The following is a 25,153-nucleotide window of genomic DNA, read 5'->3' as shown; positions in this document are numbered from 1 at the left end:
GCCGGCCGGGCCTCAGTCCATGGCGGCGCCGATCGCCGTCGAGCCGGTGGTCAGGAACGTCGTCGAGGGCAGCGAGCCGTCGGACGCGCGCGGGCCGTACGCCGTCGTCGCGTCCGTCGACCTGAACGACGGGGTGCTCACGCCGCTGTCCCAGCTGTTGGCCGCGGACACCGTCGACGAGCCGCGTACCACCGGACCGCCCCGGTTGCCCACGGAGAGGTTCCGGGCCAGGCGGGCCGTACCGGTCGCGAAGGAGAAGCCGGCCCCCGCGTTGGCGTAGGCCGTGTTGCGGTCGAGGGCGACGGCCCCGGTGTTGGAGTTCTCGGTGAACCCGTCGAGCGCGTTGTCCCAGGCCGCGTTGGAGCGGACGACGTGTCCGACCGCGACGCCCCCGCCGCCCAGCTCGAAGCCGTTGCCGTTGCCGGAGGCCCAGGAGTGCTCGACGGTCACCGGTGTGGAGAACTGCCACAGGTCGAGCCCGTCGTCCGCGTTGTCGTGGAGACGGGCTCCGGTGATCCGGTTGCCGCTTCCCGAGCCGAACGTGACCGCGATGCCGTCCGCGTTCCGGCCGTGCCCGGCGACGTCGTGGTTGCCGTGGCTGTCCAGGTTCCGCACGAGGTTGCCGACGGTTCCGTCGCCGCGCAGGGTGAACCCGGAGCCGCCGTTGTCGGCGGTGACCAGGTTCTCGAAGACGCCGCCGGTCGACGAGGTCACCACGAGTCCCTGCGCGGGCGCCTTCCGGAAGGTCAGGTTCTCCACGGTCCAGTAGCTGCCGTGGATCGCGGCGAGCCAGGAGCCGTCGGGCAGCTCGGAGCCGTCGATCCGCACCTGCTCGCCGCCGCGGGCCCGCAGGGTGATCCGGTGCGCGGGGGTGCCGCCGGCCGTCGACCTCAGGGTGGCCGTCGGGTGGTAGGTGCCGCCGCGGACCTCGATGACCGTGCCGGCGACCGCGTTCCGCACGGCCGACTCCAGCTGCGCGGTGGTGGAGACGGTGACCGTCGTCGACGCGGCCCGCGCGCCGCCCTGGGTCAGACCGAGGTGGACACCGCCCGCCCCCGCCGCGAGCGCCACCGCGGCGGCGATCGAGAGGGTGCGCGTCCTGCGGTGGCGTCCGGTGCTCAAACGCACGGGGCGTTCCTTTCCTGGAAGGGACGGGGGTGGGGGGGGGGGGGGGGGGGGGGGGGGGGGGGGGGGGGGGCCCCCCCCCCCCCCCCCCCCCACCCCAGTCGCCGCCCCGGCCGGAGAGGTTGCCGGGTCCGCGCGAAAAAGATCGAAACTTTCGCTCCCCGCCCGCCGCCGCTCCCCCGATTGACGCCCCGGACCACGGCTGGTGAGACTCCCCAGGACACCGCACCCAACAGAATCCCCCACACTCACACAGGATGTGTCATGCGTCCTGGCCTCCCCTCCCCGCACCGCGACCACCGGAGCACCCCCCGTGACACACCCGCAGTACGCCGGCTACCTCTTCGTCTACTTCACCGGGGAGGACACCGCCGACGGTGAGCAGATCCGCTACGCCCTCAGCCGCGGCGACGACCCGCTGCACTGGCGGGAACTGAACGGCGGACGGCCCGTCCTGACCTCCACCATCGGAGAACGGGGTCTGCGCGACCCCTTCGTGGTCCGCTCCCCCGAGGGCGACGGGTTCCACCTGATCGCCACCGACCTGCGCATGTACCGGGGCAGCAGCGGCAGCTGGGACGAGGTCCAGCGCCACGGCAGCAAGTCGGTCATGGTGTGGGACTCCACCGACCTGGTCCACTGGACCGACCAGCGCCTGGTGAGGGTCGCCCCCGACACCGCCGGCAACACCTGGGCGCCGGAGGCCCACTGGGACGCGGCCCTGGGCGAGTACGTCGTCTTCTGGGCGTCGAAGCTGTACGCCGACGACGACCCGGCGCACACCGGCCGGACGTACAACCGGATGCTGTACGCGACGACGAAGGACTTCCGCTCCTTCGGCGAGCCGAAGGTCTGGCACGACCCCGGCCACTCGGTGATCGACTCGACGGTCGTCGAGCACGAGGGCGTCTACTACCGCTACACCAAGGACGAACGGGACCCCTCCTCCGGCTCCCCCGGCTCGAAGTTCATCACCGTGGAGAAGTCGACGAGCCTGACGGACGCTGCGTACGGCTTCGTCGCCGACCGCGTCGGCAGCGGCTCGGTCGACCGCGGCGAGGGGCCCACGGTGTTCAAGTCGAACACCGAGGACAGGTGGTACCTGTTCATCGACGAGTACGGCGGCCGCGGCTACGTCCCGTTCGAGACCACCGACCTCGACTCCGGCCGCTGGACGGCGTGCGCCGGCCACCGGCTCCCGGCGAGCCCCCGGCACGGCACGGTCCTGCCGGTGACGCGGGAGGAGTACGACCGGCTGCTGGCCGCCTACCCGGCCACGCCCGCCTCCCTGGTGGACGTGACCGCGAAGGACCAGAAGGGGTACGCGATCGTCACCGAGGCCTCCTCCAAGGTCGTCCTGCCGATGGAGCCCGACGCCGACCTGCGGCACCTCGCGCCGACGCTGTGGGCGGCCGAGGGCGCGTCCGTCTTCCCGGAGCCGGGCACGCCGCGTGACTTCCGCACGCCGCGGACGTACACCGTGACCGCCGCCGACGGGACGGCCCGCACCTGGACCGTGGAGGCCGTCCGCACCCGCAGCCCGCTCCTGCCGGGCCTCACCGCCGACCCGGACGTGCGGTACCTGGACGGCGCGTACTGGATCTACCCGACGACGGACGGCTTCCCGGGCTGGGGCGGGACGCGCTTCTCGGCGTACTCCTCCGAGGACCTGGCGCACTGGACGGACCACGGCGTCGTCCTGGACCTGGAGTCGGACGTGTCCTGGGCGGACGCCCACGCCTGGGCGCCGGCGATCGCCGAGCGCGACGGCCGGTACTACCTCTACTTCTGCGCCGAGCAGCAGATCGGCGTGGCCGTGGCGGACTCGCCCGCCGGTCCCTTCACGGACGCGCTGGGCAAGCCGCTGGTGGCGAAGGACGGTCCCTGGTCCGGCCAGATGATCGACCCGGCGGTCTTCACGGACGACGACGGCCGGTCGTACCTCTACTGGGGCAACAGCCACGCGTACGTGGTGCCGCTGGACGACGACATGGTGTCCTTCGACCCGGCCCAGGTGCGGGACATCACCCCGTCGAACTTCCGGGAGGGTTCCTTCGTGGTGAAGCGTCAGGGCACGTACTACTTCATGTGGTCCGAGGACGACACCCGCAGCGAGGACTACCACGTGGCCTACGCGACGGGACCGTCCCCGCTCGGCCCGTGGACCGAGCGGGGGACGATCCTGTCCAAGCGTCCGGAGTACGGCATCCTCGCCACCGGCCACCACTCCGTGGTGAACGTGCCCGGCACCGACGACTGGTACGCCGTCTACCACCGGTTCGCCCTCGACGGCCCCGGCCGGCCGGGCGGCGACGGCATGCACCGGGAGACCACCGCCGACCGGCTGGAGTTCGCCGCCGACGGCACGATCGAGCCGGTCGTGCCGACGCTGGAGTCGATCGGGCCGGTGCGCACCGGCTGACCCGGTCAGTCCATCGTCGCGCCGATCGTGGTGCTGCCCGTGGTCAGGAAGGTGGTCACGGGCAGACTTCCGTCCGACTGGCGGGCGTTGTACGTGGTGGACGCGTTCGTGGAGACGAAGGCGGGCGTGGCGATGCCGGAGTCCCAGTTGTTGCCGGCGGAGACGACGGAGGAGCCCTTGCTGACCAGGCCGCTGCCGTTGCCCACGGCGAGGTTCTTGCCGAGCCGGGCGGCGCCGGTGGCGAAGTAGTAGCCCCACTTGCCGTTGGCGTAGGCGGTGGTGCGGTTGATGACGATGGCGCCGGTGTTGGAGTTCTCGGTGAAGCCGTTGCCGGCGTTGTCCCAGGCGGCGGAGTTGTTGACGACGTGGGCGACGACCTCGCCGTCGCCGCCGAGCTTGTAGCCGTTGCCGTCGCCCGCGAAGGCGGAGTCGCTCCAGCGGTTCTGGCCGTTGCCGAAGGCCCAGGTGTGCTCGACGGTGACGGGCGAGGAGAACGACCAGAAGTCGATCCCGTCGTCCGAGTTGTTGTAGAGGCGGGCGCCGGTGATGAGATTGCCGGTGCCGGAGCCGTACTTGACGGCGATGCCGTCGGCGTTCTCGCCGTGGTTGGCGGCGTCGTAGTGGCCGTAGCTGTCGATGTTCCTCACCGTGTTGTTCACCGTGCCGTCGCCGGTGAGGGTGAAGCCGGAGTCACCGCCGTTGATGGTCTTGATGTTGCTCCAGGTGGTGCCGGTGCAGGACTGGCAGACGACCGCGCTGTCCGGGGAGTTCTGGAAGGTGATGTTCGAGACGTTCCAGTAGTCGGCGGTCAGCTTGAAGATCCAGTCGCCGTCGGGGAGCGACGAGCCGTCGATCTTCACCGTCTCCGAGCCGTACGCGGTGAGGGTGACCGGTGAGGAGGAGGTGCCGTTGGTGGTCGACTGGAGGGTGGCGGTCGGGTAGTAGGTGCCGCCGCGGACCTGGATGACCGTGCCCGCGGTGGCGCCGGAGATCGCGCTGGTCAGCTCGGCCGTGGTGTCGACGACGACGGTCGCGGCCTGCGCCGGGGCGGGCAGGACGGCGAGGCCGGCGCCCAGGGACAGGGCGGCGAGGGCGGTGAGGGCGGTACGACGAGACAGACGAAACATGGAGTGCGGGTCCTTTCCGTCGTGGTGCGGGGGGATGGGGTGGATTACAGGACGCGGTCCAGCCAGGCGAAGACCTCGTCCTGCATGCGGTCGACGAAGACATGGCCGAGGTCGGGCCAGGTCTTCAGGTGCAGCCGCTCCTCGGCGTGGCGGGAGCGCCAGACGGCGCGCAGCTTGGCGTGGGCCGCGCGGACGCCGTCGGCGGGGAACAGCGGATCGAGACCGCCGTGGAAGAACAGCATCGGCCGGGGGGCGGCGATGCTCGCCACGTCGGGGAAGTCGAGGTGGCGGGGCAGTCCGGGGTGGAGCATGTAGTAGGAGGACTGACCGCGCAGGGTGTTGTTGCCGGGGACCATCATCTCCTTCAGGCCGGTCATCCAGCAGACGGCGGCCGTCGCGGCGACGTCGTCGGTGAGGGCCGCCGTCTGCCAGGCGCGGAAGGCGCCCATGGAGAAGCCGACGGCCGCGATCCGCCGCCGGTCCACGCGGTCGAGGCGGGCGAGGAAGCCGGCGGCGCGGGCGTCCTCGCGGGCCATGAGACCGGCCAGGGAGGAGCCCAGGTTGAAGAAGTTGCTCGCCAGCGCCTGCTGCTGGTCGTAGGCGAGGGGGCCGCGGTCGCCCCAGCCGAGGGCGTCGGCGGCCAGCACCACGTACCCCCGCCGGGCCAGTTCGTCGCCGACGAACCGGCCGCTGAAGTACTTCTCCGTCCACGCCTCGGCGGAGGCGAGCCGGGTGGTGTCGTACCAGGGCCGGACCAGTTTCTCCTTGCCGATGTCGAACTTGGCCCCGTGGTCGTGCAGGAGCAGCACGGCGGGGAAGGGGCCGGGGCCGTCCGGGGTGAGCAGCGCGGCGCGGACGCGTTCGTGCCGGGTGAGGGAGAGGGTGACCAGTTCCCTCGTGTACCCGTCGCCCGGGACGGGCGGGCCGGACTGCGGGGCGTACGGGGTGCCGTCCTCCCGGTCGACGACCAGCGCCTCCTCGACCCGGGCGCGGGCCGCCCGGCGCCAGGCGCGGACGTCGCGGATCGGGGAGTTCCCCCAGGCGAGCGGGAAGGTGAGGGCGTCCTTGAGGGCGGGGTGGAAGTCGGGCAGCGGCCCGTCGACGACGGCGGCCTCGGCCCCGGTCGCGGCCGTACCGGCCAGCAGCGCGGCCCCCGTGCCGACCACGAACGCCCGCCGTCCCACCGCGTCACGGGCGCTCATACGGCCTCCAGTCCCCGAGGTAGGTCCGCCGGGTGTGCGCGGCCGCCTCGGCCGCCGTCAGCTGCGGCCGCGTCTCCGGTGCCGTGACGGCTGCGCCCGGACCGGAGTTGGCGTACTCGGCGAAGCGCATGGTCTGCCAGGGGTAGGCGTCCCGCATGTTGGTGTAGGGGGCGGCGGCGTCGATGCCGGGGCCGATCCAGGTGTCCCGCACGACCAGCGACGGCCAGGCGGTCGTCTCGTACGTCGGCACCCAGGGGCGGGCCAGCTTGTACGCGCCGTCCTCGGCGCCGGAGGTGATCTCGCACCGGACGGCGAGGAACCCGTAGGGGTTGGCGCGGGCGGTGGAGGGGGCGAAGACCATGCCCTTGGGGGTGAAGTCCACGTCCCGGGCGAGGGTGTGGAAGCGGCAGGTGTCGAAGACGGCCCGGGCCCGCCCGAAGACGAAGTCGACGTCTCCTTCGACGTGGCAGTGGCGGTAGTAGTGCCGGTCGAAGGCGTCCAGGGCGGTGGTGTCCGCGAAGAGGGTGTCCTGGTGGCCCAGGAAGCGGACGTTGTCGAAGCGGGAGCGGTCGCCGGTGACGTACGCGGCCACCGCCTGGGTGCCGGTGATGTCGGGGTGGTCGGCGCGCAGCCAGTCGTTGGCGAGGGTGAGGTCGCGGACGGTGAGGCCGGGGGCGGCGGAGGTGAAGGTGGCGGAGCCGGCCGTGCCGTAGGTGGTGCCGTCGGGTCTCGTCGTGCCGTTGGCGTGGTCGAAGACGACGACGGCGGCGCGGGCGTCGCGGGAGGCGCCCCGCAGGGTGAGGTCCGCCGCGTCCGCCGGGACGCTGACGACCTCGCGGTACGTGCCGGGGTGCACGACGATCGTCCGGCCGGGTCCGTCGACGGCGTCCACGGCGGCCTGGAGGGAGTCGCCGGGGCGGACGTGCAGGACGCGGCCCGAGTGCGCGTGGGCGGGGGCCGCCGCCGTCAGGGCGCCGGCGGTGAGACCGGCCAGGAGGGTGCGCCTGCGCATGTCAGCAGGTCTCCTTCCACGGCGTCCAGTCGCCCAGGTAGGTCTCGCGGGTCGCGGAGGCGGCCTGTTCGGCGGTGAGCTGGGGCCGGTTCTCCGGGACGGTGACGCGGGCGCCCGGCCCGGTGTTGCGGTACTCGGCGAACCGCTGGTCCTGCCACGGGTAGGAGGCCGACATGTTCGTGTAGGGGGCGACCGCGTCGAGGCCGGCGCCGAGGTGGGTGTCGCGGACGGTGAGCATGGGGCGGGCGGTGGTGTCGGAGCTGGGCACCCAGGGGCGGGCCAGCTTGTAGAAGGCGTCCGGGGCCTCGCTGGTGATCCGGCTCCGCGTCACCAGGTAGCCGCGCGGGTTGGCGCCGGCGGTGGAGGGCGCGAAGACGAAGCCGTAGGGGGCGGCGGCCAGGTCGGTGCGGTCCAGGGTGCGGAAGTGGCACTGCTCGAAGACGGCGGTCCCCCGGCCGAAGACGAAGTCGACGTCCCCCTCGGCGTAGCAGTGGGAGAAGTACTGGCGGGCGAAGGTGGAGAGGGCCAGGGAGTCGGCGTAGAGGGTGTCCTGGTGGCCCAGGAAGCGGCAGTGGTGGAAGGCGGACCGGTCGCCCTGGACCTTGATCGCGACGGCCTGGGTGCCGGTGATGTCGGGGTGGTCGGCGCGCAGCCAGTCGTTGGCGAAGGTGATCCAGCGGGCGGTGAAGCCGTCGGCCTGCACGGTGGTGGTGGCCGAGCCGGTGGTGCCGTAGGTGCCGGATCCGTCGGGCTTGGCGGTGCCGGCCGCGTTGTCGTACACGATCACCACGTCGCGCGGGTCCTCGGCGGCGCCGATCCAGGTGGCCTCGGTGCGGGTGGTGCCGACGGCGACCGTCTCGCGGTAGGTGCCGGGGGCGAGGACGAGGGTCCAGCCGCTGCCGGCGGCGGCGGTGACGGCGTCCCGGACGGTGGTGTGGTCGCCGCGTCCCCGCGGGTCGACGTAGAGCGTCTGCGGGGTGAGGCGGGCGGCCGGGGAGCCGAAGCGGCCGAAGGGCCGGCGGGCGGCCGCGCGGGCGGGGTCCGCCGGGAGTGCGAGGGCGGCTCCCGCGCCCGCGCTCGCCAGGAGGAAGCCCCTGCGGTGCAGAGGGAGTCGGTTGTGGGGCGAGGACATGTCGGTGCTCCTTGCGATGCGGCTCGTGAGATGGGGGTCCTCGGGGTGGGGGTCGACGGGCCGGGGCGGCGGGCCCCGGCCCGTCGTGCACCGGGGGTGTCAGCAGATGTCGCCGGCGCCGGCGTGGGCGCGGACGAGGCCGGGGACGGCCTTGGCCGGGTCGACGTCGGCGCGCAGGGTGGGCGTCCAGCCCGCGCCGGACTGGAGGGTCTCGGCGGGGATCTCCGCGTTGTGCACGGCGATCAGGTCGACGGCCGTGCCGTTGACGAGGTTGCCGTCGGCGGTGACCGGCGCCTCGCTCCACTTCTTGAGCACCTTGGCCGCGCTGATGCCCGTCGGCAGCGTGAACGCGTTGTCCTCGGCGACGAGCTGGGACTCCTTGCCGACGCCGAGGCTGTAGGAGTAGGAGTCGTCGGCGACGAAGTGGTTGTTGTAGACGTCGACCTGGCCGAAGCGGACCCGGGGCGCGCGCTCGACCAGGTTCGAGAACAGGTTGTGGTGGAAGGTCACCTTGAGCTTGCCGCGGTCGCCGACGGCGGTGGACTCGCTGTCGCTGTTGCCGATCAGGATCGTCTTGTCGTGCTCGGTGAAGACGTTCCAGGAGGCGGTGACGTAGTTCGCGCCGCGGACGATGTCCAGCTCGCCGTCGTGCTGCTGGTACAGCATGCCGAAGTAGGTGGGCGCCGCGCTGTCGGGGTGGCTGCCGTCGGTGAAGGTGTTGTGGTCCAGCCAGACGTGGGTGGAGCCGTAGACGACGGCGGTGTCGTACTCGGAGTTCCAGTTGCCCGTGTCCCCGTCGGTGGGGTCCCACTGCGGGAAGCAGTCGACGGGGCTCTCGAAGGCCAGGTTGCGGATGATCACGTTGTCGACGGCCTTGATCTGGAGGCTGGCGCCCTTGAAGCCGGCGTTCTTCCCCACCCCGACGACGGTGGTGTTGGCGGGGATGTTCGCCTTGATGGCCTGGTCCTGGTTGGCGGCGGAGAGGCGGCGCAGCCCTTCGGGGCTGTCGTCGGGCTCGGCACTGAGGTCGGTGTCGAGCCCCCAGGTCTCCGGCGCGTACGCCGCGAGGTAGGCGTCGAAGTCGTAGCCGGGCGCGGCGAGGGCGTCGCACCCGTCGGCGACGGCGTCGATGACCCCCTTCACCTTGATGATCTTCGGTGCGTCGCCCCCGGCGGCGAGGGCGGCCTTGAACTCGGCCCAGGTGGTGACGGTGTACACGTGCTCGGCGTCGGCGGCGGCCCCGCCGGTGGTGCCGGTCCCGTAGGAGGCCCAGCCGTCGTTCGCCGGGAGGGTCTGCCGGGCGGCGTCCCGCGGCTGGGCCTGGGCCGTGGTGCCGGTGACCGTCAGCGCGAGGGCGGTGCAGCCCACCACCACGGCACTTGTGACGTGCCCATGCCATTTCTGTGCGTGCATTGTGCGGCTCTCTTCCGGTTGCCGAAGGGGTGGTTACGCGGTGGCCGGCGGCCAGGTGATCCAGGAGTCGGGGATCTCCTCGTCGAGCCGGCGCACGTCCCGGGGCCGCAGCACCCGGCGGTGCAGCAGCCCGGAGGCGACGAGCCGGGCCACGGCGATCGCGCCCGGCGGGTTGAAGTGCGTGTTGTCCTGCTCGGTCTCGGTCCAGTTGAAGTACGTCTTCGTCCCCTCGACCCCGAGCTCCTGCCACAGCGCGAGCGACAGCGCCTGGACGTCGATCAGCGCGACGCCCTCCTCCTCGGCCAGCGCGCGCATCGCCGCCGGGTACTCGCCGTGGCTCGGCACGGCGTTCCCCTCCGCGTCGAACCGCCGCCGCTCGACCGGCGTCAGCAGCACGGGCCGCGCCCCGCGGGCACGGGCCCCGTCCACGTACAGCCGCAGGTACTCCTGGTACGTCGTCCAGGGCTCGGTGTACCGCGTGGGGTCGGTGGTCTTCTCGTCGTTGTGCGCGAACTGCACGAGCAGGAAGTCACCCGGCCGGATCGACCCGAGGACGACATCGAGCCGTCCCTCGTCCACGAAACTCTTCGAACTGCGCCCGTTGACCGCGTGGTTGGCGACGGGCAGGTCCTCGTGGAGGAAGAAGGGCAGCGCCATGCCCCACCCGGTCTCGGGCGCGGCATCGGCGAACTTCTGCGCGGCGGTGGAGTCACCGGCGATGTAGAGCGTGCGCGGCCGCCGCCCGGAGGCGTGCGCGGGGGCAGCCACGGCAGCACCGAGAGGGAGGGCGGCAAGAGCGGCGGAGGCTACCTGCCTACGGGTAAGGGACACGGACGTGCACCTCTCAACGGGGGGGTGAGTGTCTCGACCTGAGGGGCGCGGGGCCATATCGATATGCGGCTTCCGCCGCGTGGGCGCGCCCAGCCGGGGACGGCCCGCAGCCCGCGGCGAAACGGACCGCCCCACGGCGAAACCCGGCACTGTCAGCCGGCCTGCTTGCTCCACTCGGCCTGAGCCGCGTTCAACTGCTCGGCCAACGTGTCCAGGAACTCCTTGGCACTGAGCTTGCCCAGCAGCACCTTCTGGAAGTTCGGCTCGTTGTCGGCCTTGGAGATCGTGTTCCAGTCCGGCAGGTAGTACGGCAGCTGCACGATCGTCGTCGACCCGTCCGACAGCGCCTGCGCCGCCAGCTTCGTCGGCTCCGACTCGGTCACCCAGGTGTCCGACGCGGCCTCGGTGTTGGCCGGCACCTGCCCGGCGGACTCGTTGAACTTGGAGTTCTCCGCCTTCGAGACGGCGAACTCGATGAACTTCCAGGCGGCTTCCTTGTTCTTGGAGCTCTTGAACAGCCCGAGCCCGTCGACCGGGTTGGACACCTGGACGCGCTTGCCGTCGGCGCCCGTCGGCTGCGGGATGCCGCGGAACTTGTCGGCGCCGAGCGCCTTCACGTGGTCCTGGTAGGAGCCCAGGTTGTGGTTGAGCATGCCGATGGTGCCCGAGTCCCACTGGGCGACCATCTTGGTGAAGTCGTTGTTGAGGTCGGCCGCCGGGGTGACCTTCTTGTAGAGGGCGGCGTACTTCTCCAGCGCCGCGACGTTCTTCGGGTCGTTGACCGTGGTCGTGTCGCCGTTCCAGAACGAGGTGATCCCGCTCTGCCCGTACATCGCGTCCAGCGCCTGCGCGATGGAGCCGGCGCCGCCGCGGATGGTGTAGCCGAACTCGTTCTTCTTGGAGTCCGTGAGCTTCTCCGCCGCCGCGTAGAACGCGTCCCAGGTGGCCGGCTCCGCCAGGCCCGCGGCCTCGAACAGGTCGGTGCGGTAGTACAGGACGCCGTTGTTGGCGGAGGTCGGGACCGAGTAGAGGGTGCCGTCGCCGCCGCCGGCCGCCTTCAGCGACTCCACCATGTCCTCGTTCAGCTTGCCCTTGAGGGAGGACGAGCCGAGCCGGTCGTCGAGCGGGTCGAGCGCGCCCTGCGCGGCGAACCCGGCGAGCATCGCCGCGCCGACACCGCCGACGTCGGGCAGGCCGCCGCCCTGGATGGCGGTGTCGACCTTGGACTGGTACTCGGTGGAGGCGATGCCGACGTACTCGACGTCGATGTCGGGGTTGGCCTTCTCGAAGTCGGCGATGATCTCCTTCCAGATGTCGGTGCGCACACCGCCGTTGTTGTCCCAGAAGACGATCTTGCCCTTGCCGCTGCCCTCGGAGCCCTTGTCGCCGCCGGCGCCGCTGCCGTCGTCACCGCAGGCGGTGGCGGTCAGGGCGAGCACGGCACCCAGGGCGACGGCCGTGGCGGCGCGCCTGCTTCTGCGGATGCTGATCTTCATTGGTCGGCTCTCTTCTTCTGGATCCAACGAACTTCTGTGAGGTTGTGGGGGTCAGTGGTGGCGGGCGTACGGAGCCCAGTCGTCCGTGCCCGCGAGGTAGCGCGCGACGGTGCGGGTCCGCGCCTCCTCGTCGCTCAGCTGCGGCCGGTCCGCGGTCACGGCCGCCCCCGGTCCGGTGTTGCGGTACTCGGCGAACCGGGCGTCCCGCCAGGAGAAGCCGCTCATGTCGGTCCAGGGGGCGGACTTGACCGCGGCGGGCAGTTCGGTGTCCCGGATCAGCACCTGGGCGACCGCCGCCGGCTCCCCGCCCGGGTGCCAGGGCCGGCCGAGGTGGAAGGTGCCGTCCGGCGCGTCGCTCACGATCCTCGACCGGGTGATCAGGAACCCGTACGGGTTGCCCGCCCAGGTGGAGGCGGCCGTGATGTAGCCGTTGTTGTCGGCGGAGCCCCGGCTCAGCGCCCGGATCACGGAGCGCTCGATGACGGTGGTCGCCCGCCCGTAGACGAAGTCGACATCGCCCTCGACGTAGGAGTCGCGGATGTAGACCCGGCTGATCACGTCCAGCTTGGGGCTGTCGGTCATCAGGGTGTCCTGGTTGCCCAGGAAGGCGGTGTCCTCGAAGACGATCCGGTCGCCGGTCGTCTTCACCGCCAGCGCCTGCTCGCCGTTCAGCTCGTGCGCGGCCTCGTCGAAGTCGTTGCTGAAGGTGAGATGGCGGGCGGTGACGTCGTGGGCCGCGATCCGTACCGTGGCGCTGCCCGTCGAACCGCCGTACGCCGCGGGCGTGTCGTAGACGATGACGGTGTCGGAGCGGTCCTGTCCAGTCCCCTGCAACGTGATGTCCGGCTTGGTCGCCGGGACGAACACCTTCTCGCGGTAGGTGCCGGGCGCGATCGCGATGGTCACGGGCAGGGTGTTGCCCTCGGGCACGGCGTCCACGGCGGCCTGGACCGTCGGGTGGTCCGCCGGGACGTGCAGCGTCACCGAGGCGCCGATCCGCCGCTGCGGCCCGGACCAGCGCGTCACCAGCGCGGGCACGGCCGCCGCCGGGTCCAGCCGGTAGGCGTAGAAGTCCCGCGGGTCGAACGCTTCACCCCACTCGTCGTGCCGGCCGGTGGTGTTCTTCAGGATCGACCCGCGCTCCACCAGCTCCGCGGTGGCGTCGGCCTGGTAGGGGTGCTGGACGTCTTGGTAGTAGCTGTTCTCGATGACCATCTTCGTCCGGCCGCGCGACCAGTTCCCGTAGGTCCACACGGGGTCGTCCGGATCGGCCTGGGCGGTCAGGTAGTTGTTGTAGAGGTGCGCGTAGGCGGCGTTGTCGACGGACGGGTTGCGCTGCTTGGTGTGCGCGAACAGGTTGTGGTCGACGGTGATCTGCGTCCGGACGTCACTGGTCCAGCCCAGGCCGAAGGTCTTGTTGTTGTCCTCGAAGCGGTTGTAGGAGACGGTGACGTACTCGCTGTCCTTGCGGATGTCGAGCTGGCCGTCGCAGATCCGCGAGAAGCGGTTGTGGTCGACCCACACGTGGTGGGCGGTGTCCATCTGGATGCCGTCGAAGTCGGTGTCCTTGCAGTCCCAGTTCCCCTCGATCGCCGAGTCGCGGATCGTCAGGTTGCGGATGACCACGTTGTGCGTGCCCGGGCTCAGGTGCAGCTCCCCGTGCACGATCTCGCCGGTGTCGCCGACGCCGAGGACGGTCTTGTCCGAGGCGACGGCGATCTCCGCGCCGAACGGCTCCACGGCGATGGAGCCGGCCACCCGGATGACGTACGGCTCCTCGGCGGCCGCGTACCGCTCCAGCGAGGCCTGGTCGGTCACCGTGACGACCTTGCCGCCGGCGCCGCCGGTGGTGCCGCCGGCCAGGGAGGCGAAGCCGTGGGCCCGGTCGGACCACCGCGGGGCGGCGGCGGCCGGCTCCGGCTCCGGCGCCGCGTGCGCCTCGCCGACCACGCCGAGGCCCAGCGCGGCGATCAGGCCCGCCACGGCGGCCATCACCGCACCCGGTCTCGGCAAGCGCTTGTTACGGAAGTGCGTCATTGCGGCTCCCCACAGGCGTACGGACGAAAAGGGGTCAGAGGGGTCTGATCCGGAACTCGGTGAACGTGGCCGCCCCGGCGTGCCCCGCTCCGTCGGGGGCGACGGCGAACAGGCCGAGCAGGGCGCCCACCCAGCGCCACGGCGCGGCGGCGAAGACGGGACCGGAGGAACGGAAGCCCTCGCCCAGGTCGTAGGCGAAGCGGCAGCGGGCACCGGCGCCGATCTCCACGCGCAGCCGGGCCCGTCCGGCGGGGGCGAGCCGCGGACGGCCGGCGTCCCGCTCGTGCTCGGCCACCGCCTCGGCGAACCGGTGCACGAGGTGGACCGTGCCGTCGGCGCCGCGTTGCAGTCCGATCCAGCCGAAGGAGTCCCCGAGGACCGCGAGTCCGGCCCGCGCGCCCGGTTCCCCGGCGTGCAGTTCCAGCGCGACCTCGGCGACGGACGGGATGCCGGGCAGCCGCTGGGTGAGCACGTTCGGCAGCTGGCGCAGGTCGTGCGCGTCGGCCGTGCGGACGCAGCTCAGCCGCAGCCCGTCCCCCGAGTGGTGGGTGGCCCGGCCGTCCTGGGGGTTGGCCGTCCACTGCCACTGCCGGCCGAACCGGCCGCCGGGGAAGTCGTCGTCGGTGGCGGGGGCGGCGGGCGGCTGCGGCGGCAGCGCGGGGCGCCGGTGCGCGGCGACGGGGGCGCCGTCGTCCCCGATCACCGGCCAGCCGTCCGCGCCCCACCGCATCGGCTGGAGGTGGACGACCCTGCCGTACGCGCCGCGCTGCTGGAAGTGCAGGAACCAGTCCTCGCCGGACGGGGTGCGCACCCAGCCGCCCTGGTGGGGGCCGTTGACGGGGGTGTCCTTCTGCTCCAGGACGATCCGCTCCTCGTAGGGGCCGAAGAAGTCCCGGGCGCGGAAGGCGCCCTGCCAGCCGGTCTCCACTCCCCCGGCGGGCGCCAGGATCCAGAACCGGCCGTCGTGCCGGTAGAGCTTCGGGCCTTCGAGGGTGAACCAGCCGGGGATGCGGTCGCCGTCGACGATCACCTTGCCCTCGTCGAGCAGCGAGGTGCCGTCGGGGTGCATACGGTGCCCGGTGAGGCGGTTCTTGATCCCGGAGCGGGACCTGGCCCAGGCGTGCACCAGGTAGGCCTCGCCGGTCTCCTCGTCCCACAGGGGGCAGGGGTCGATCAGGCCCTTGCCCTCCTTGAGCAGGTGCGGCTCGGTCCACGGTCCCCTGATCGCGGGCGCGTTGACCTGGAAAATGCCCTGGTCGGGGTCGCCCCAGAAGATCCAGAAACGGTCGTCGTGGTGGCGGAGCGAGGGGGCCCAGACCCCGCAGTCGTGCCGGGGCCGCGCGAACTCGGCCGCCGGCCTCAGGCGTTCGAGGGCGTGGCCGACCAGGGTCCAGTTGACCAGGTCGCGCGAGTGCAGCAGCGGCAGTCCGGGGGCGCGGCCGAAGCTGGACGCGGTGAGGTAGAAGTCGTCGCCGACGCGTACGACGTCCGGGTCGGACCAGTCGGCGTTCAGGACGGGGTTGGTGTAGGTCTCCTGGGTGGGAGGCGTTCCGCGGGTCACTGGCTGACCGCCTTCCGGGCGAGGGCCGCCGCGTCGTCGTGGCCGAGGCGGCCGTCGGCGACGACGGTGACGATCCGGCGGACGGCGGTGTCGCCGGGCGCGATCGCGAGCCGTTCGGCGGAGGCGAGGGAGGAGCCGACGCCCGGGTACTCGGCGGTCCGCACGAACCAGGGGTCGCGGCGGGTGGCGTCGGTGGCGCCCGCGAAGACCAGCGTCCAGCCTCCCCCGCTCTCGGCTTCGCTCGAGCGGGGGGACCCCCATCCCGCGAGGGCGAGCCAGTCGGCGCGGTGGCCGTGCACCCCGGCCTCGCCCTCGGCGGCGGCGGTGAAGACGTCCGGCGCCGAGGCCTCCTTGCGGGCCCGCCAGAAGAAGCCGCCGTAGGCCGCTCCGGGCCGTCCGTTGGTGGCGGGGCTTCCGATGGTCACCGGCTCGGGGGTGACGTTGGTGAGCGAGAAGGTGAAGTCCAGCGCCCAGGCGGTGTCGGTGAGTCCGGTGGCCGCGACGGTACGGCGCTCGCGCAGCAGCTCGGCCCCGCCGGCGACCCAGCGCAGCTCCTCCACGAAGCCGTCGGGGTCGCGCAGCTGGAAGCCGGTGTGCCGCTGGGCGCCGTGGTTGTCGAGCTCGGTCGGGCCCCGGTCGCGGACGTAGGTGCGCCCGCCCCAGAAGTTGTGCCCCTCGACGTCGGGAACGGCGACACCGACGCCGAGGTGGTGGGTGTGGTCGGCGGGGCTCAGCTCGGTGACCGCCGTGCCGGCCAGGGTGGTGACGGGGTGCAGGTAGGGGCGCGGGGAGAGCCGGGCGGGCAGCTCGGGCCGGGTGACGTAGCGGGCGACCGGGCGGCCCGCGACCAGCAGGACGACCGGTGCGTCGGGTGCCGTCATCAGGTCCTCACCTCGTTCGCGAGCGCGGTCGGGGACGCCCAGGCGGCGCCCAGTTCGGAGAAGAGGGCGAGGGAGTCGGCGGCGGCCGCGACCAGGCCGTCGACGCCGGGGACCACCCGGCGGTCCTCGCCGGGCAGCCGGTGCCAGGCGTCCTCGGGGAGCTGGAGCGGGTCGGGGGCGAGCCGGATCGCCTCGACGACCCGCATGAACGACTCGGTCGCGGCCGGCGGGACCAGCAGCGGAACACCGTCGGTGAGGTGGTCGACGAGGTTCTCCAGCAGGTCGGTGCGGCCGTGCTCGAACTCCTCGGGGCCGTGGCCGGCGCGCTGGAGCAGGACGCGGTCCTGCTTGTACCAGAAGGTGATCCGGCCGCGGCTGCCGTGGACGAGGACGTACGGGTCGTCCGGGTCCTCGGCGCACAGCGTGGCCGCCACGACGACCGGGCGGCCGTCGGCGGTGGTGACCCGGACGCAGGAGGTGTCGTCGGCCTCGATGGCGTTGGCGTGCGCCAGCTCGGTCTCGATGCCGGTGACGTCGTCGGCGCGGGTGGCGCCGGCCAGCGCGAGGGCGGTGGCGACGGCGTGCGCGAGCGGGTTGGTGAGGGCGCCGTCGATCACGTCGACGCCGTTCAGGCGCCGCCTGCCCGCCCAGGGCGCCCGCCGGTAGTACGACTCGGCGCGGGCCCAGGCGCCGGCCCCGCCGACCCCGGTCACCTCGCCGATCACCCCGTCGGCGATCAGCTCGCGGATCGCGGGCAGGGCGTGCGAGCCCAGCGACTGGAAGCCGATCTGGCAGGCCACGCCCGCCTCGGCGACCCCGTCGGCCATCCGGCGGAAGGCGGCGTACGACGGCGCGGGCGGCTTCTCCAGCAGCAGGTGCACGCCCCTGCGGGCCGCGGTCAGGGCCAGGTCGGTGTGGGTGGGGATCGGGGTGCAGATCACGGCGATCCGCGCGCCGGTGGAGTCGAGCAGCGCGCCGAAGTCGGCGGACTGCTCGGGCGCGCCCAGCCCCTCCGGGATCTCGTCCGGGGTGAGCGGGGTCAGCTCGCAGACGCCCGCGAGGCGGACGATGCCCTTGTCCTGGAGCCGGCGGAGGTTGTCCAGGTGCCAGCGTCCGTGGCCGCGGGCGCCCGCGAGGACGACGGGGACGGCCGGGCTTTGCTGTTCGGCGGTGCTCATGACAGCCTCCCCGCGCCCGCGCCGCGGGCCACCGCGCGGTCGGCCACCGCGGCGCTGTCGACGGTGGTGTGCAGGGTGGGCGTCCAGCCGACGTCCGCGGTGAGGTCGCGCTCGCTGCCGGAGTTGTAGGCGTTGTGGATGGCGAGCAGGTCGACGGGATAGCCGTCGAAGAGGGTGCCGCTCTGGTGCAGGGCGGTGCCGTTCCAGCTCTTGACCAGGTCGGCGACCTCGATGTGGCCGGGGGCGTGGAAGGCGTTGTTCTCGGCGTACACCGCGGACTCGGTGCCGGCGCCGAGGGAGTAGCGGTGGCCGTCGGTGACCTCGTACCGGTTGTTGTAGAGGTGCACCTGGCCGAAGCGGACGCGTGGCGCGCGCTGGACCACGGACGTGAAGGCGTTGTGGTGCAGGGTCACCCGCAGCTTGCCCCGGTCGCCGGTGGCGGTGTCGCCGTTGCCGATGAGGATCGCCTTGTCGTGGTCGGCGAACCGGCTCCAGGAGACGGTGACCAGGTCGGAGCCGTTCGTGATGTCCAGCAGGCCGTCGTGGCGGAGGTAGTTGCGGCCGAACCAGGTGGGCTCGGCGGCGTCCGGGTGGCCCTGGTCGGAGGCGGTGACGTGGTCGATCCACACATGGGTGGCGCCGGTGAGCCAGATGGTGTCGTAGGCCGTCTTCCAGTCGCCGAGGCCGCCGGTGTTGGGCTGCCAGACGGGGAAGCAGTCGTAGGCGTCGCGCAGGTCGAGGTTGCGCACGATGACGTTGTCCGCGTTCTTGACCTGGAGGCTGGCGCCCTTCAGGACGGCCTGGGAGCCGAGGCCGACGATGGTGGTGTTCGACCCGACGGGCAGCACGATCCGCTCGGCCTGCCGGGCCGCCGACGCCTGCCGGGCCTCCTCCTGCGGGCCGGACGGCTTGGCGGAGCCCCAGGTGCGGGGGTCGTAGGCGGCCAGGTACTTCTTCGTGGTGTAGCCGTCGGTGGCGTGGTCGGCGCAGTCGAGGGGGGTGCCGTCGTCGGCGGTGTCGGCGTCGATCGTCCCCGCGATCTTGATGATCTTCGGGGTGTCGCTGCCGTGGTCGAGGGCGCGGACCAGGCCGGCCCGGTCGGTGACGGTGTACACGTGGGCGTCGTCGGCGGCGGCGCCGCCCGTGGTGCCGGTGCCGTACGAGGCCCAGCCGTCGTTCGCGGCGAGGGTGTCCCGGGAGATGTCGCGGGCCTCGGCGTGGGCGGGGACGCACAGCAGCCCGAGCAGTCCGGCGGCGACGGCGATGTGACGGGTTCTCATCCCTTGACCGCCCCCGCGCTGAAGCCGGTGATCAGCCACTTCTGGATGAAGGCGAAGACGATCACGACGGGGACGGCGGCGATGATGCCGCCCGCGGCGAGCGCGCCGAGGTCGACGCTGTCCGAGCTCATCAGGGTGTTGAGGCCGACCGGGATGGTCTGCTTGGCCTGGTTGTTCAGGAACATCAGGGCGAACAGGAAGTGGTTCCAGGAGTGGACGAAGGCGAAGGAGCCGACGGCGATCAGACCGGGCCGCAGCAGCGGCAGGACCACGATCCGGAAGGCCGTCAGACGGTTGCAGCCGTCGACCCAGGCCGCCTCCTCCAGCGAGTACGGCACGTTCTTGATGAAGTTGCTGATCAGGATCATCGACAGCGGCAGCTGGAAGACGGTCTCCGCGATGATGACGCTGCCCAGCGAGTTGATCATCCGGAGCTCGGCGAAGATCTCGAACAGCGGGACCAGGAGCAGCGCGCCCGGGACGAACTGCGAGCAGAGCAGCGCCAGCATGAACGCCTGCTTGACCTTGAAGTCGAAACGGGCGAGCGCGTAGCCGCCGGCGAGCGCGATCACCGTCGTCATCACCAGCGTGGCCAGGCCGACGAGCAGGCTGTTCTGGAAGTAGGTGCCGAAGCTCCGCTCGGTCCACACCTTGTCGAAGTGGTCGAAGGTCATCGGCCAGGGCACGAGCGAGGTCGAGCCGGCCGGGCGCAGGGCGAAGAGCAGGATCCAGTAGAAGGGGATCAGGGTGAAGACGAGGTAGACCGACAGGGGCAGGTAGATCTGCCAGCGCGGGACCTCGTCCCAGGAGCGGTTCCGCCCGCGCGGCCGCCGCTCGGGCGCGGCGGGGGCGCTCACGGGCGGGGGCGCCACCTCGGTGGCCTCCTTGGTGATCACTTGGCCTCCCTTCCGAACTTGCTCAGCCGCAGGTAGACCATCGAGCAGAAGAGCAGGATCACGAACGCGACCGTCGTCAGGGCGGACGCGTAACCGAAGTTGTGGGCGTCGACCGAGGTGTTGGCGATGTAGAGCGGGAGGGTCGTGGTCTCGCCCGCCGGACCGCCGCCGGTCAGGGTGTAGAGCAGGTCGACGTTGTTGAACTCCCACACCGCGCGCAGCAGCGTGGACAGGATGATGGCGTCCTTCAGGTGGGGCAGGGTGATGTGCCAGAACTGCTTGAGCTGGCTGGCCCCGTCGACCTCGGCGGCCTCGTACAGGTCCTTGGAGACGGACTGGAGGTCGGCGAGGATGAGGATCGCGAAGAAGGGCACGCCGCGCCACAGGTCGGCGACGACCGCCGCCGGGAACACGGTGGAGGTGTCCGACAGCCAGCTGGTGCCGTAGGAGCCGATGCCCATGTCCGCGAGGTAACGGGTGATGCCGGTCTGGGAGTTGTAGAGCAGGACCCAGATCGCGGAGGTCAGCACGCCGGAGACGGCCCACGGGGAGAAGACCAGGGCGCGTCCCAGCGCCCGGCCCACGAAGGTCTGGTTGACGATGAGCGCCAGCGCCAGACCGAACAGCAGTTGCAGCCCGACCTCGACGACGACCCACTGGGCGCTGAAGGTCAGCGTGTCCCAGAAGACCGGGTCGTCGGTGAAGGCGTGGACGAAGTTGTCGAAGCCCGCGTAGCCGTTCCGCCACGGCTTGGTGGGGTTGTAGTTCTGAAGGCTGTAGTAGAAGACGCTGATGACCGGGTAGGCGATGAACCCGAGCATCAGCAGGGCCGCCGGGGCGATCAGCAGGTACGGCAGCCTGCGCGGCGTGGCGGAGGCACGGCGCCGCCGGGGTGGCGCGGGCGGTTTCGCCACGACTGCGGCTTGGGCCATGACTGTTCTCCGTTCTGGTGCGTCGTGCGTGCGTCCAGCGTGCGTGCTTTCGTGGTGCGTGCTGCGGTGGTGCTTGCTTTGGTGGTGCTTGCTTTCGTGGAGCGTGCTTTCGTGGAGCGCGCTGAGCTGCGTGCTGTCGTGCCCCGCGCCCAGCGCAGGAAGCGCTTTCTCCATATACAGGGGTGTGTGCGGTGGTGCTGCTCCGGCTCAGCCGGCGTACGGGTCCTGCACGGTGCCCGGGCGGGCCAGGAAGGCGAAGTCGCAGCCGGTGTCGGCCTGGGTGATCTGTTCGTTGTAGAGCGCGCCGTAGCCGCGCTCGTAGCGGGTGGGCGGCGGCGTCCACCGCGCCCGGCGCCGTTCGAGTTCCTCGTCGTCCACGTTGAGCTGGAGCAGACGGGCCTCGACGTCGAGGGTGACCGAGTCCCCGGTGCGCACGAGGGCGAGGGGTCCGCCGACGTACGACTCGGGCGCCACGTGCAGCACGCACGCGCCGTAGCTGGTGCCGCTCATCCGGGCGTCGGAGATGCGGACCATGTCCCGCACGCCCTGCTTGAGCAGGTGGTCGGGGATCGGGAGCATGCCGTACTCGGGCATGCCCGGGCCGCCCTTGGGGCCGGCGTTGCGCAGCACCAGGACGCTGTCCGCGGTGATGCCGAGCGACGGGTCGTTGATGGTGCGCTGCATGGTCCTGTAGTCGTCGAAGACGACCGCGGGACCGGTGTGCTTGAGCAGGTGCGGCTCGGCGGCGATGTGCTTGATGACCGCGCCGTCCGGGCAGAGGTTGCCGCGCAGCACGGCCACCCCGCCCTCGTCCGCGACCGGGTTGTCCCGGGGCCGGATGACGTCGTCGTGGTGCACCCGCGCGCCGGCGAGCTGCTCGCGCAGGGTGTCGTGGGCGACCGTCGGCCGGTCGAGGTGGAGCAGATCCGGGATCCGGGAGAGGAAGCCGGGCAGACCGCCGGCGAAGTGGAAGTCCTCCATGAGGTACGTCCGGCCGCCGGGGCGGACGTTGGCGAGGACGGGGACGGTGCGGGCGATGCGGTCGAAGTCGTCGAGGGTGAGCTCGACGCCGGCCCGGCCCGCCATGGCGATCAGGTGGATCACCGCGTTGGTGGAGCCGCCGAGGCCGAGCACGGTGGTGACGGCGTCCTCGAAGGCGTCGCGGGTGAGGATCTCGCTCAGCTTCCGGTCCCGGTGGACCAGTTCGACGACGGCCAGACCGGCCCGGGCGGCCATCCGGTCGTGCCCGGAGTCGACGGCCGGGATGCTGGACGCCCCCGGGACGGTCACGCCGAGGGCTTCCGCGGCGGCCGTGAGCGTGGACGCCGTCCCCATCGTCATGCAGTGGCCGGGCGAGCGGGCGAGGCCGTTCTCCAGCTCGGCCATCTCGCAGTCGCCGATGAGCCCGGCCCGCTTGTCGTCCCAGTACTTCCACATGTCGGTGCCGGAACCGAGGACCTCGTTGCGCCAGTGGCCCGGCAGCATGGGCCCGGCCGGCACGAAGACGGCCGGCAGGTCGGCGCTCGCCGCCCCCATGAGCAGGGCGGGGGTCGTCTTGTCGCAGCCGCCCATCAGGACCGCCCCGTCGACCGGGTACGAGCGCAGGAGTTCCTCGGTCTCCATGGCGAGCAGGTTGCGGTAGAGCATCGGGGTCGGCTTCTGGAAGGTCTCGCTCAGGGTGGCGACCGGGAACTCCAGCGGGAAGCCGCCCGCCTGCCACACCCCCCGCTTCACGGCCTGGGCGCGGTCGCGCAGGTGGACGTGGCAGGGGTTGATGTCGGACCAGGTGTTGAGGATCGCGATGACGGGCTTGCCGAGGTGCTCCTCGGGCAGGTAGCCGAGCTGGCGGGTGCGGGCCCGGTGGCTGAAGGACCGCAGCCCCTCGGTGCCGTACCACTGGTGGCTGCGGAGCTCTTCGGGGCGCTTGCGCTGCGGCTCGGTCATATGGACCACCCGGCGGCGATGGCGGCGACCTCGGCGCGCTCGTCCTCCGGCAGCGGCCGGCTGGGCGGGCGGACGTCGCGGCGGCACAGCCCGAGGGAGGCGAGGGCCTCCTTGACGACGGTGACGTTGTTGGCGGAGCCGTTGGCGGCGCGCAGTTCCTCGAAGCGGCGGATCTGCTCCCAGACCTTCATCGCGGCCGGGTAGTCGCCGGATCGAAGCGCTTCGATCATGTTCAGCGAAACGGCCGGGGCGACGTTCACCAGGCCGGAGGTGAAGCCGGTGGCGCCCGCGGAGAAGTAGGAGGGGGCGTACGGCTCGGCGAGGCCCGCGACCCAGACGAACCGTTCCAGCCCGGCGTCGCGGGCGAAGGCGGCGAAGCGGGCGGCGTCCGGCACCGCGTACTTCACGCCGATCACGTTCGGGCAGGCGTCGGCGAGTTCGGCGAGGCGGGCGCCGGCGAGCTGCGCGTTGCGGATGTAGGGGACCACGCCCAGTTCGGGCACGGCCTCGGCGACGGCGCGGTGGTAGTCGACCCAGCCGCTCTGCGAGACGTAGGGGTGGACGGGCTGGTGGACCATCACCATCTGGGCGCCCAGCTCGCGGGCGTGCCGGGCGGAGGCGACGGCGGTGGGCACGTCGTGGCCGACCCCCACCAGGATCACGGCCCGGTCGCCGGCCTCGTCCACGGTCAGCTCGGTGACCGTGCGGCGCTCGTCGGGGGTGAGGGCGTAGAACTCGCCGGTGTTGCCGTTGGGCGTGAGGGTGGTGACCCCGCCGTCGAGCAGCCTGCGCAGCAGGGCCCGGTGGACGTCCCGGTCGACGGAGCCGTCCTCGGCGAACGGGGTCACCGGGATGGCCACCACATCGGCCAGGGCCGCACGTTGGGTCTCGAACGCCACGCTGCTCATTCCTGACCTTCCTCTGCCTGGGCCGCTGCCTGGGCCTCGGGGAACGCTCGCTGTACGAACGACGCGATGTGGGCGTGCAGGGCGCGGGCCGCGCCGTCGGCGTCGCCGTCCAGGGCGAGCCGCAGGATCTCGCGGTGCTCGCCGGCCTCCCGCTCCCAGGAGGGCGAGGCCGCCCAGGCGACGGCGGAGACCAGGGCCGCCTGGTCGCGGACCTCGTCGAGCAGCCGGCCGAGCAGCGGGTTGCCGCACGGCAGGTAGAGGGCGCGGTGGAACTCCCGGTTGGCCAGCGACCGTTCGGCGGTGTCGGTGGCCTGGTCGGCCCTGGTCAGCGCCTCGCGTGCGGCGTCCAGGGAGGCACCGCGCCGCACCGCGCGCCCCAGCGCCTCGGGTTCCAGGAGCAGCCGCACGTCGTAGACCTCGCGCGCCATGTCCGCGTCCACCATGCGCACCGTGACGCCCTTGTACTGGCTCATCACGACCAGTCCGGTGCCGGCGAGCGTCTTGAGCGCCTCGCGCACGGGGGTCTTGGACACCCCGAACTGTGCGGCGAGCTCGGTCTCGACCAGCGCCTGGCCGGGCGTCAGCTGCCCGGTGAGGATGCGGCGTTTGATCTCCTCCAGCACGTACTGCGTGCGGGACGGGATCGGCGTGGGCACAGAGGTCATGCGCGCCTCTCGGATGTCGCGTATCTGATGTCGCGTATCGGATCTCGCGTATCGCGTCTCATATATGACGTACGAAGTACGACGCGTTGAAACTAGGAGGGGCCCTGTGTTTCGTCAATGCTTCTGACAGAGGAAGTTGCTGTTGCGCCGGAACCGGGCCGGGCGGGCGTGAGAGGGAGAGGGTGGCACCCTCGACCGCCGCCCGGGTCGGGCCGCCGAACGCGGCACCGGCCCGCGCGGTCGCGGACTCCCTGGTCAGCGTGGGTCCGACAGGGATGACGGCCGGCTCCCGCACCCCGGCCGCACGGGCGGCGTCCCCGGCGTCCTCGGGCGTCGGATGGACCCGTTCGCCCTCGCGATGCCGGTCGATGTCCGCCCCGCACAGGAACAGGTCGGCGCCCGAGGCGAGTTCGGTGAGCGCGGCGCACGGCCCGCTGTCCCCCGAGTAGGCGAGGACGCCGCCCTGGCACTCGGCGCGCAGCCCGTACGCCTCGGTGTCGTGGGCCACCGCGCGCGAGGTGAGCCGGAGGTTCCAGTGCCGGACGGCATGGCCGTCGTGCAGCGGCCGGAAGTCGAGCACGCCGCTCAGGAACCGCAGGTCCGGGTGCCCGAGGAACACGGCGACCCGCCGGGCGCAGTCCCGCGGGGCGTACACCGGGACGGGCGCCGGCGGGGTGAGGCCGCCGAAGGCGAGGGCGTAGGCGGCGGCCAGGAGGTCGGCGGTGGGGGCACCACCCGGTCGAGCGCAGCCGAGACTCGGGGAGGTCGGCGTGCAGATGGGAGATTCAGATCGCGGTGAGCCGCCGCGGATCCGTGTGCCGCTGCGACTCGGCGAACGCCCCCGCCCCCGCGTCCACCCACACCTCGGCGCCCCCCGCCCCGCAGCAGGTAACCGGAGCAGGGGCGGCCGGGCCCGGGATGCGGGGAGGCGGTGCCGAGGACGGTGAGGCCGAGGGGCATGGTGAGGAGGGTACGTTTCGGCATGGCCCGACCGCGCCCGTTCCACCGCGTCTACGGCTCGCCGGGAGGACCGTCCATCCCGGCCGGCCGCCGTCGTAGCCGGCTCTACGACGGCCGGCGTACTGCCGGCGACCGGCGTACTGCACAGCCC

Annotated in this window: 19 protein-coding genes and 1 pseudogene; 1 reads left to right on the top strand and 19 read right to left on the bottom strand. The window is 72.2% G+C overall.

The window, feature by feature from the left end; translation table 11 throughout:
• Positions 1 to 12: 12 nt before the first annotated feature.
• A complete protein-coding gene (locus ACZ3KJ_RS30125) occupies positions 13 to 1,128 on the bottom strand; it encodes a right-handed parallel beta-helix repeat-containing protein (protein WP_467531587.1) in 1,116 nt (371 codons plus the stop codon).
• A gap of 256 nt (positions 1,129 to 1,384) precedes the next feature.
• Here ACZ3KJ_RS30125 and ACZ3KJ_RS30120 point away from each other — a divergent pair, with 256 nt between their 5' ends.
• Entirely contained in the window at positions 1,385 to 3,547 is a 2,163-nt protein-coding gene (locus ACZ3KJ_RS30120) for a glycoside hydrolase family 43 protein (protein WP_467531585.1), read from the top strand.
• A 5-nt stretch (positions 3,548 to 3,552) separates the two neighbouring features.
• On the opposite strand, the gene ACZ3KJ_RS30115 is transcribed toward ACZ3KJ_RS30120, so the two are convergent.
• The 18 genes and pseudogenes from ACZ3KJ_RS30115 to ACZ3KJ_RS30030 all read right to left on the bottom strand — a co-directional run.
• Positions 3,553 to 4,665 (bottom strand): right-handed parallel beta-helix repeat-containing protein, encoded by a 1,113-nt coding sequence (locus ACZ3KJ_RS30115; RefSeq protein WP_467531716.1) that lies wholly within the window; start codon positions 4,663 to 4,665, stop codon positions 3,553 to 3,555.
• A 53-nt stretch (positions 4,666 to 4,718) separates the two neighbouring features.
• Positions 4,719 to 5,876 carry a dienelactone hydrolase family protein gene (locus ACZ3KJ_RS30110; RefSeq protein ID WP_467531583.1) on the bottom strand — a complete coding sequence of 386 codons (1,158 nt, stop codon included), beginning with the start codon at positions 5,874 to 5,876 and terminating at the stop codon, positions 4,719 to 4,721.
• Positions 5,863 to 6,888 carry a pectinesterase family protein gene (locus tag ACZ3KJ_RS30105; protein WP_467531581.1) on the bottom strand — a complete coding sequence of 342 codons (1,026 nt, stop codon included), beginning with the start codon at positions 6,886 to 6,888 and terminating at the stop codon, positions 5,863 to 5,865. The genes ACZ3KJ_RS30110 and ACZ3KJ_RS30105 overlap by 14 nt, the downstream gene beginning before the upstream one ends.
• Before the next feature lies 1 nt (position 6,889).
• Entirely contained in the window at positions 6,890 to 8,020 is a 1,131-nt protein-coding gene (locus ACZ3KJ_RS30100) for a pectinesterase family protein (protein ID WP_467531579.1), read from the bottom strand.
• A 99-nt stretch (positions 8,021 to 8,119) separates the two neighbouring features.
• Positions 8,120 to 9,433, bottom strand: a complete 1,314-nt coding sequence (locus ACZ3KJ_RS30095) for a pectate lyase family protein (RefSeq protein WP_467531577.1) — start codon at positions 9,431 to 9,433, stop codon at positions 8,120 to 8,122.
• Positions 9,434 to 9,466: 33 nt separating this feature from the next.
• On the bottom strand, positions 9,467 to 10,264 hold the full coding sequence (locus ACZ3KJ_RS30090; RefSeq protein WP_467531576.1) for a rhamnogalacturonan acetylesterase: 798 nt from the start codon (positions 10,262 to 10,264) through the stop codon (positions 9,467 to 9,469).
• A gap of 152 nt (positions 10,265 to 10,416) precedes the next feature.
• Positions 10,417 to 11,760 carry an ABC transporter substrate-binding protein gene (locus ACZ3KJ_RS30085; RefSeq protein WP_467531574.1) on the bottom strand — a complete coding sequence of 448 codons (1,344 nt, stop codon included), beginning with the start codon at positions 11,758 to 11,760 and terminating at the stop codon, positions 10,417 to 10,419.
• 51 nt (positions 11,761 to 11,811) lie between these two features.
• On the bottom strand, positions 11,812 to 13,797 hold the full coding sequence (locus tag ACZ3KJ_RS30080; RefSeq protein WP_467531572.1) for a pectinesterase family protein: 1,986 nt from the start codon (positions 13,795 to 13,797) through the stop codon (positions 11,812 to 11,814).
• A 34-nt stretch (positions 13,798 to 13,831) separates the two neighbouring features.
• On the bottom strand, positions 13,832 to 15,358 hold the full coding sequence (locus ACZ3KJ_RS30075) for a glycoside hydrolase family 43 protein (RefSeq protein ID WP_467531571.1): 1,527 nt from the start codon (positions 15,356 to 15,358) through the stop codon (positions 13,832 to 13,834).
• Positions 15,355 to 16,239 (bottom strand): DUF6807 domain-containing protein, encoded by an 885-nt coding sequence (locus ACZ3KJ_RS30070; protein WP_467531570.1) that lies wholly within the window; start codon positions 16,237 to 16,239, stop codon positions 15,355 to 15,357. Before ACZ3KJ_RS30070 ends, ACZ3KJ_RS30075 begins: the two co-directional genes overlap by 4 nt.
• The gene (locus ACZ3KJ_RS30065) at positions 16,239 to 17,417 is read right to left on the bottom strand and encodes a Gfo/Idh/MocA family protein (protein WP_467531569.1); all 1,179 of its coding nucleotides are present in this window, start codon (positions 17,415 to 17,417) and stop codon (positions 16,239 to 16,241) included. The genes ACZ3KJ_RS30070 and ACZ3KJ_RS30065 overlap by 1 nt, the downstream gene beginning before the upstream one ends.
• Positions 17,414 to 18,697, bottom strand: a complete 1,284-nt coding sequence (locus tag ACZ3KJ_RS30060) for a pectate lyase family protein (protein ID WP_467531567.1) — start codon at positions 18,695 to 18,697, stop codon at positions 17,414 to 17,416. Before ACZ3KJ_RS30060 ends, ACZ3KJ_RS30065 begins: the two co-directional genes overlap by 4 nt.
• Complete coding sequence (locus ACZ3KJ_RS30055; protein ID WP_467531566.1) at positions 18,694 to 19,593, bottom strand: carbohydrate ABC transporter permease; 900 nt, start codon at positions 19,591 to 19,593, stop codon at positions 18,694 to 18,696. The genes ACZ3KJ_RS30060 and ACZ3KJ_RS30055 overlap by 4 nt, the downstream gene beginning before the upstream one ends.
• Complete coding sequence (locus tag ACZ3KJ_RS30050; protein WP_467531564.1) at positions 19,590 to 20,525, bottom strand: carbohydrate ABC transporter permease; 936 nt, start codon at positions 20,523 to 20,525, stop codon at positions 19,590 to 19,592. Before ACZ3KJ_RS30050 ends, ACZ3KJ_RS30055 begins: the two co-directional genes overlap by 4 nt.
• Positions 20,526 to 20,732: 207 nt before the next feature.
• Positions 20,733 to 22,469, bottom strand: coding sequence for an L-arabinonate dehydratase (gene araD, locus ACZ3KJ_RS30045; protein WP_467531563.1), 1,737 nt, complete (start codon positions 22,467 to 22,469; stop codon positions 20,733 to 20,735).
• Complete coding sequence (locus ACZ3KJ_RS30040) at positions 22,466 to 23,377, bottom strand: dihydrodipicolinate synthase family protein (RefSeq protein ID WP_467531561.1); 912 nt, start codon at positions 23,375 to 23,377, stop codon at positions 22,466 to 22,468. The genes araD and ACZ3KJ_RS30040 overlap by 4 nt, the downstream gene beginning before the upstream one ends.
• Complete coding sequence (locus ACZ3KJ_RS30035) at positions 23,374 to 24,042, bottom strand: GntR family transcriptional regulator (protein WP_389524503.1); 669 nt, start codon at positions 24,040 to 24,042, stop codon at positions 23,374 to 23,376. The genes ACZ3KJ_RS30040 and ACZ3KJ_RS30035 overlap by 4 nt, the downstream gene beginning before the upstream one ends.
• 181 nt (positions 24,043 to 24,223) lie before the next feature.
• Positions 24,224 to 25,002 (bottom strand): annotated as a pseudogene (locus tag ACZ3KJ_RS30030) (MBL fold metallo-hydrolase); the annotation flags it as partial.
• Positions 25,003 to 25,153: the final 151 nt, after the last annotated feature.

It is taken from the genome of Streptomyces sp. NPDC003248 (assembly GCF_055563235.1).
Note: the sequence above shows the minus strand (reverse complement) of the source record. Positions and strands in the feature narration are given on the sequence as shown.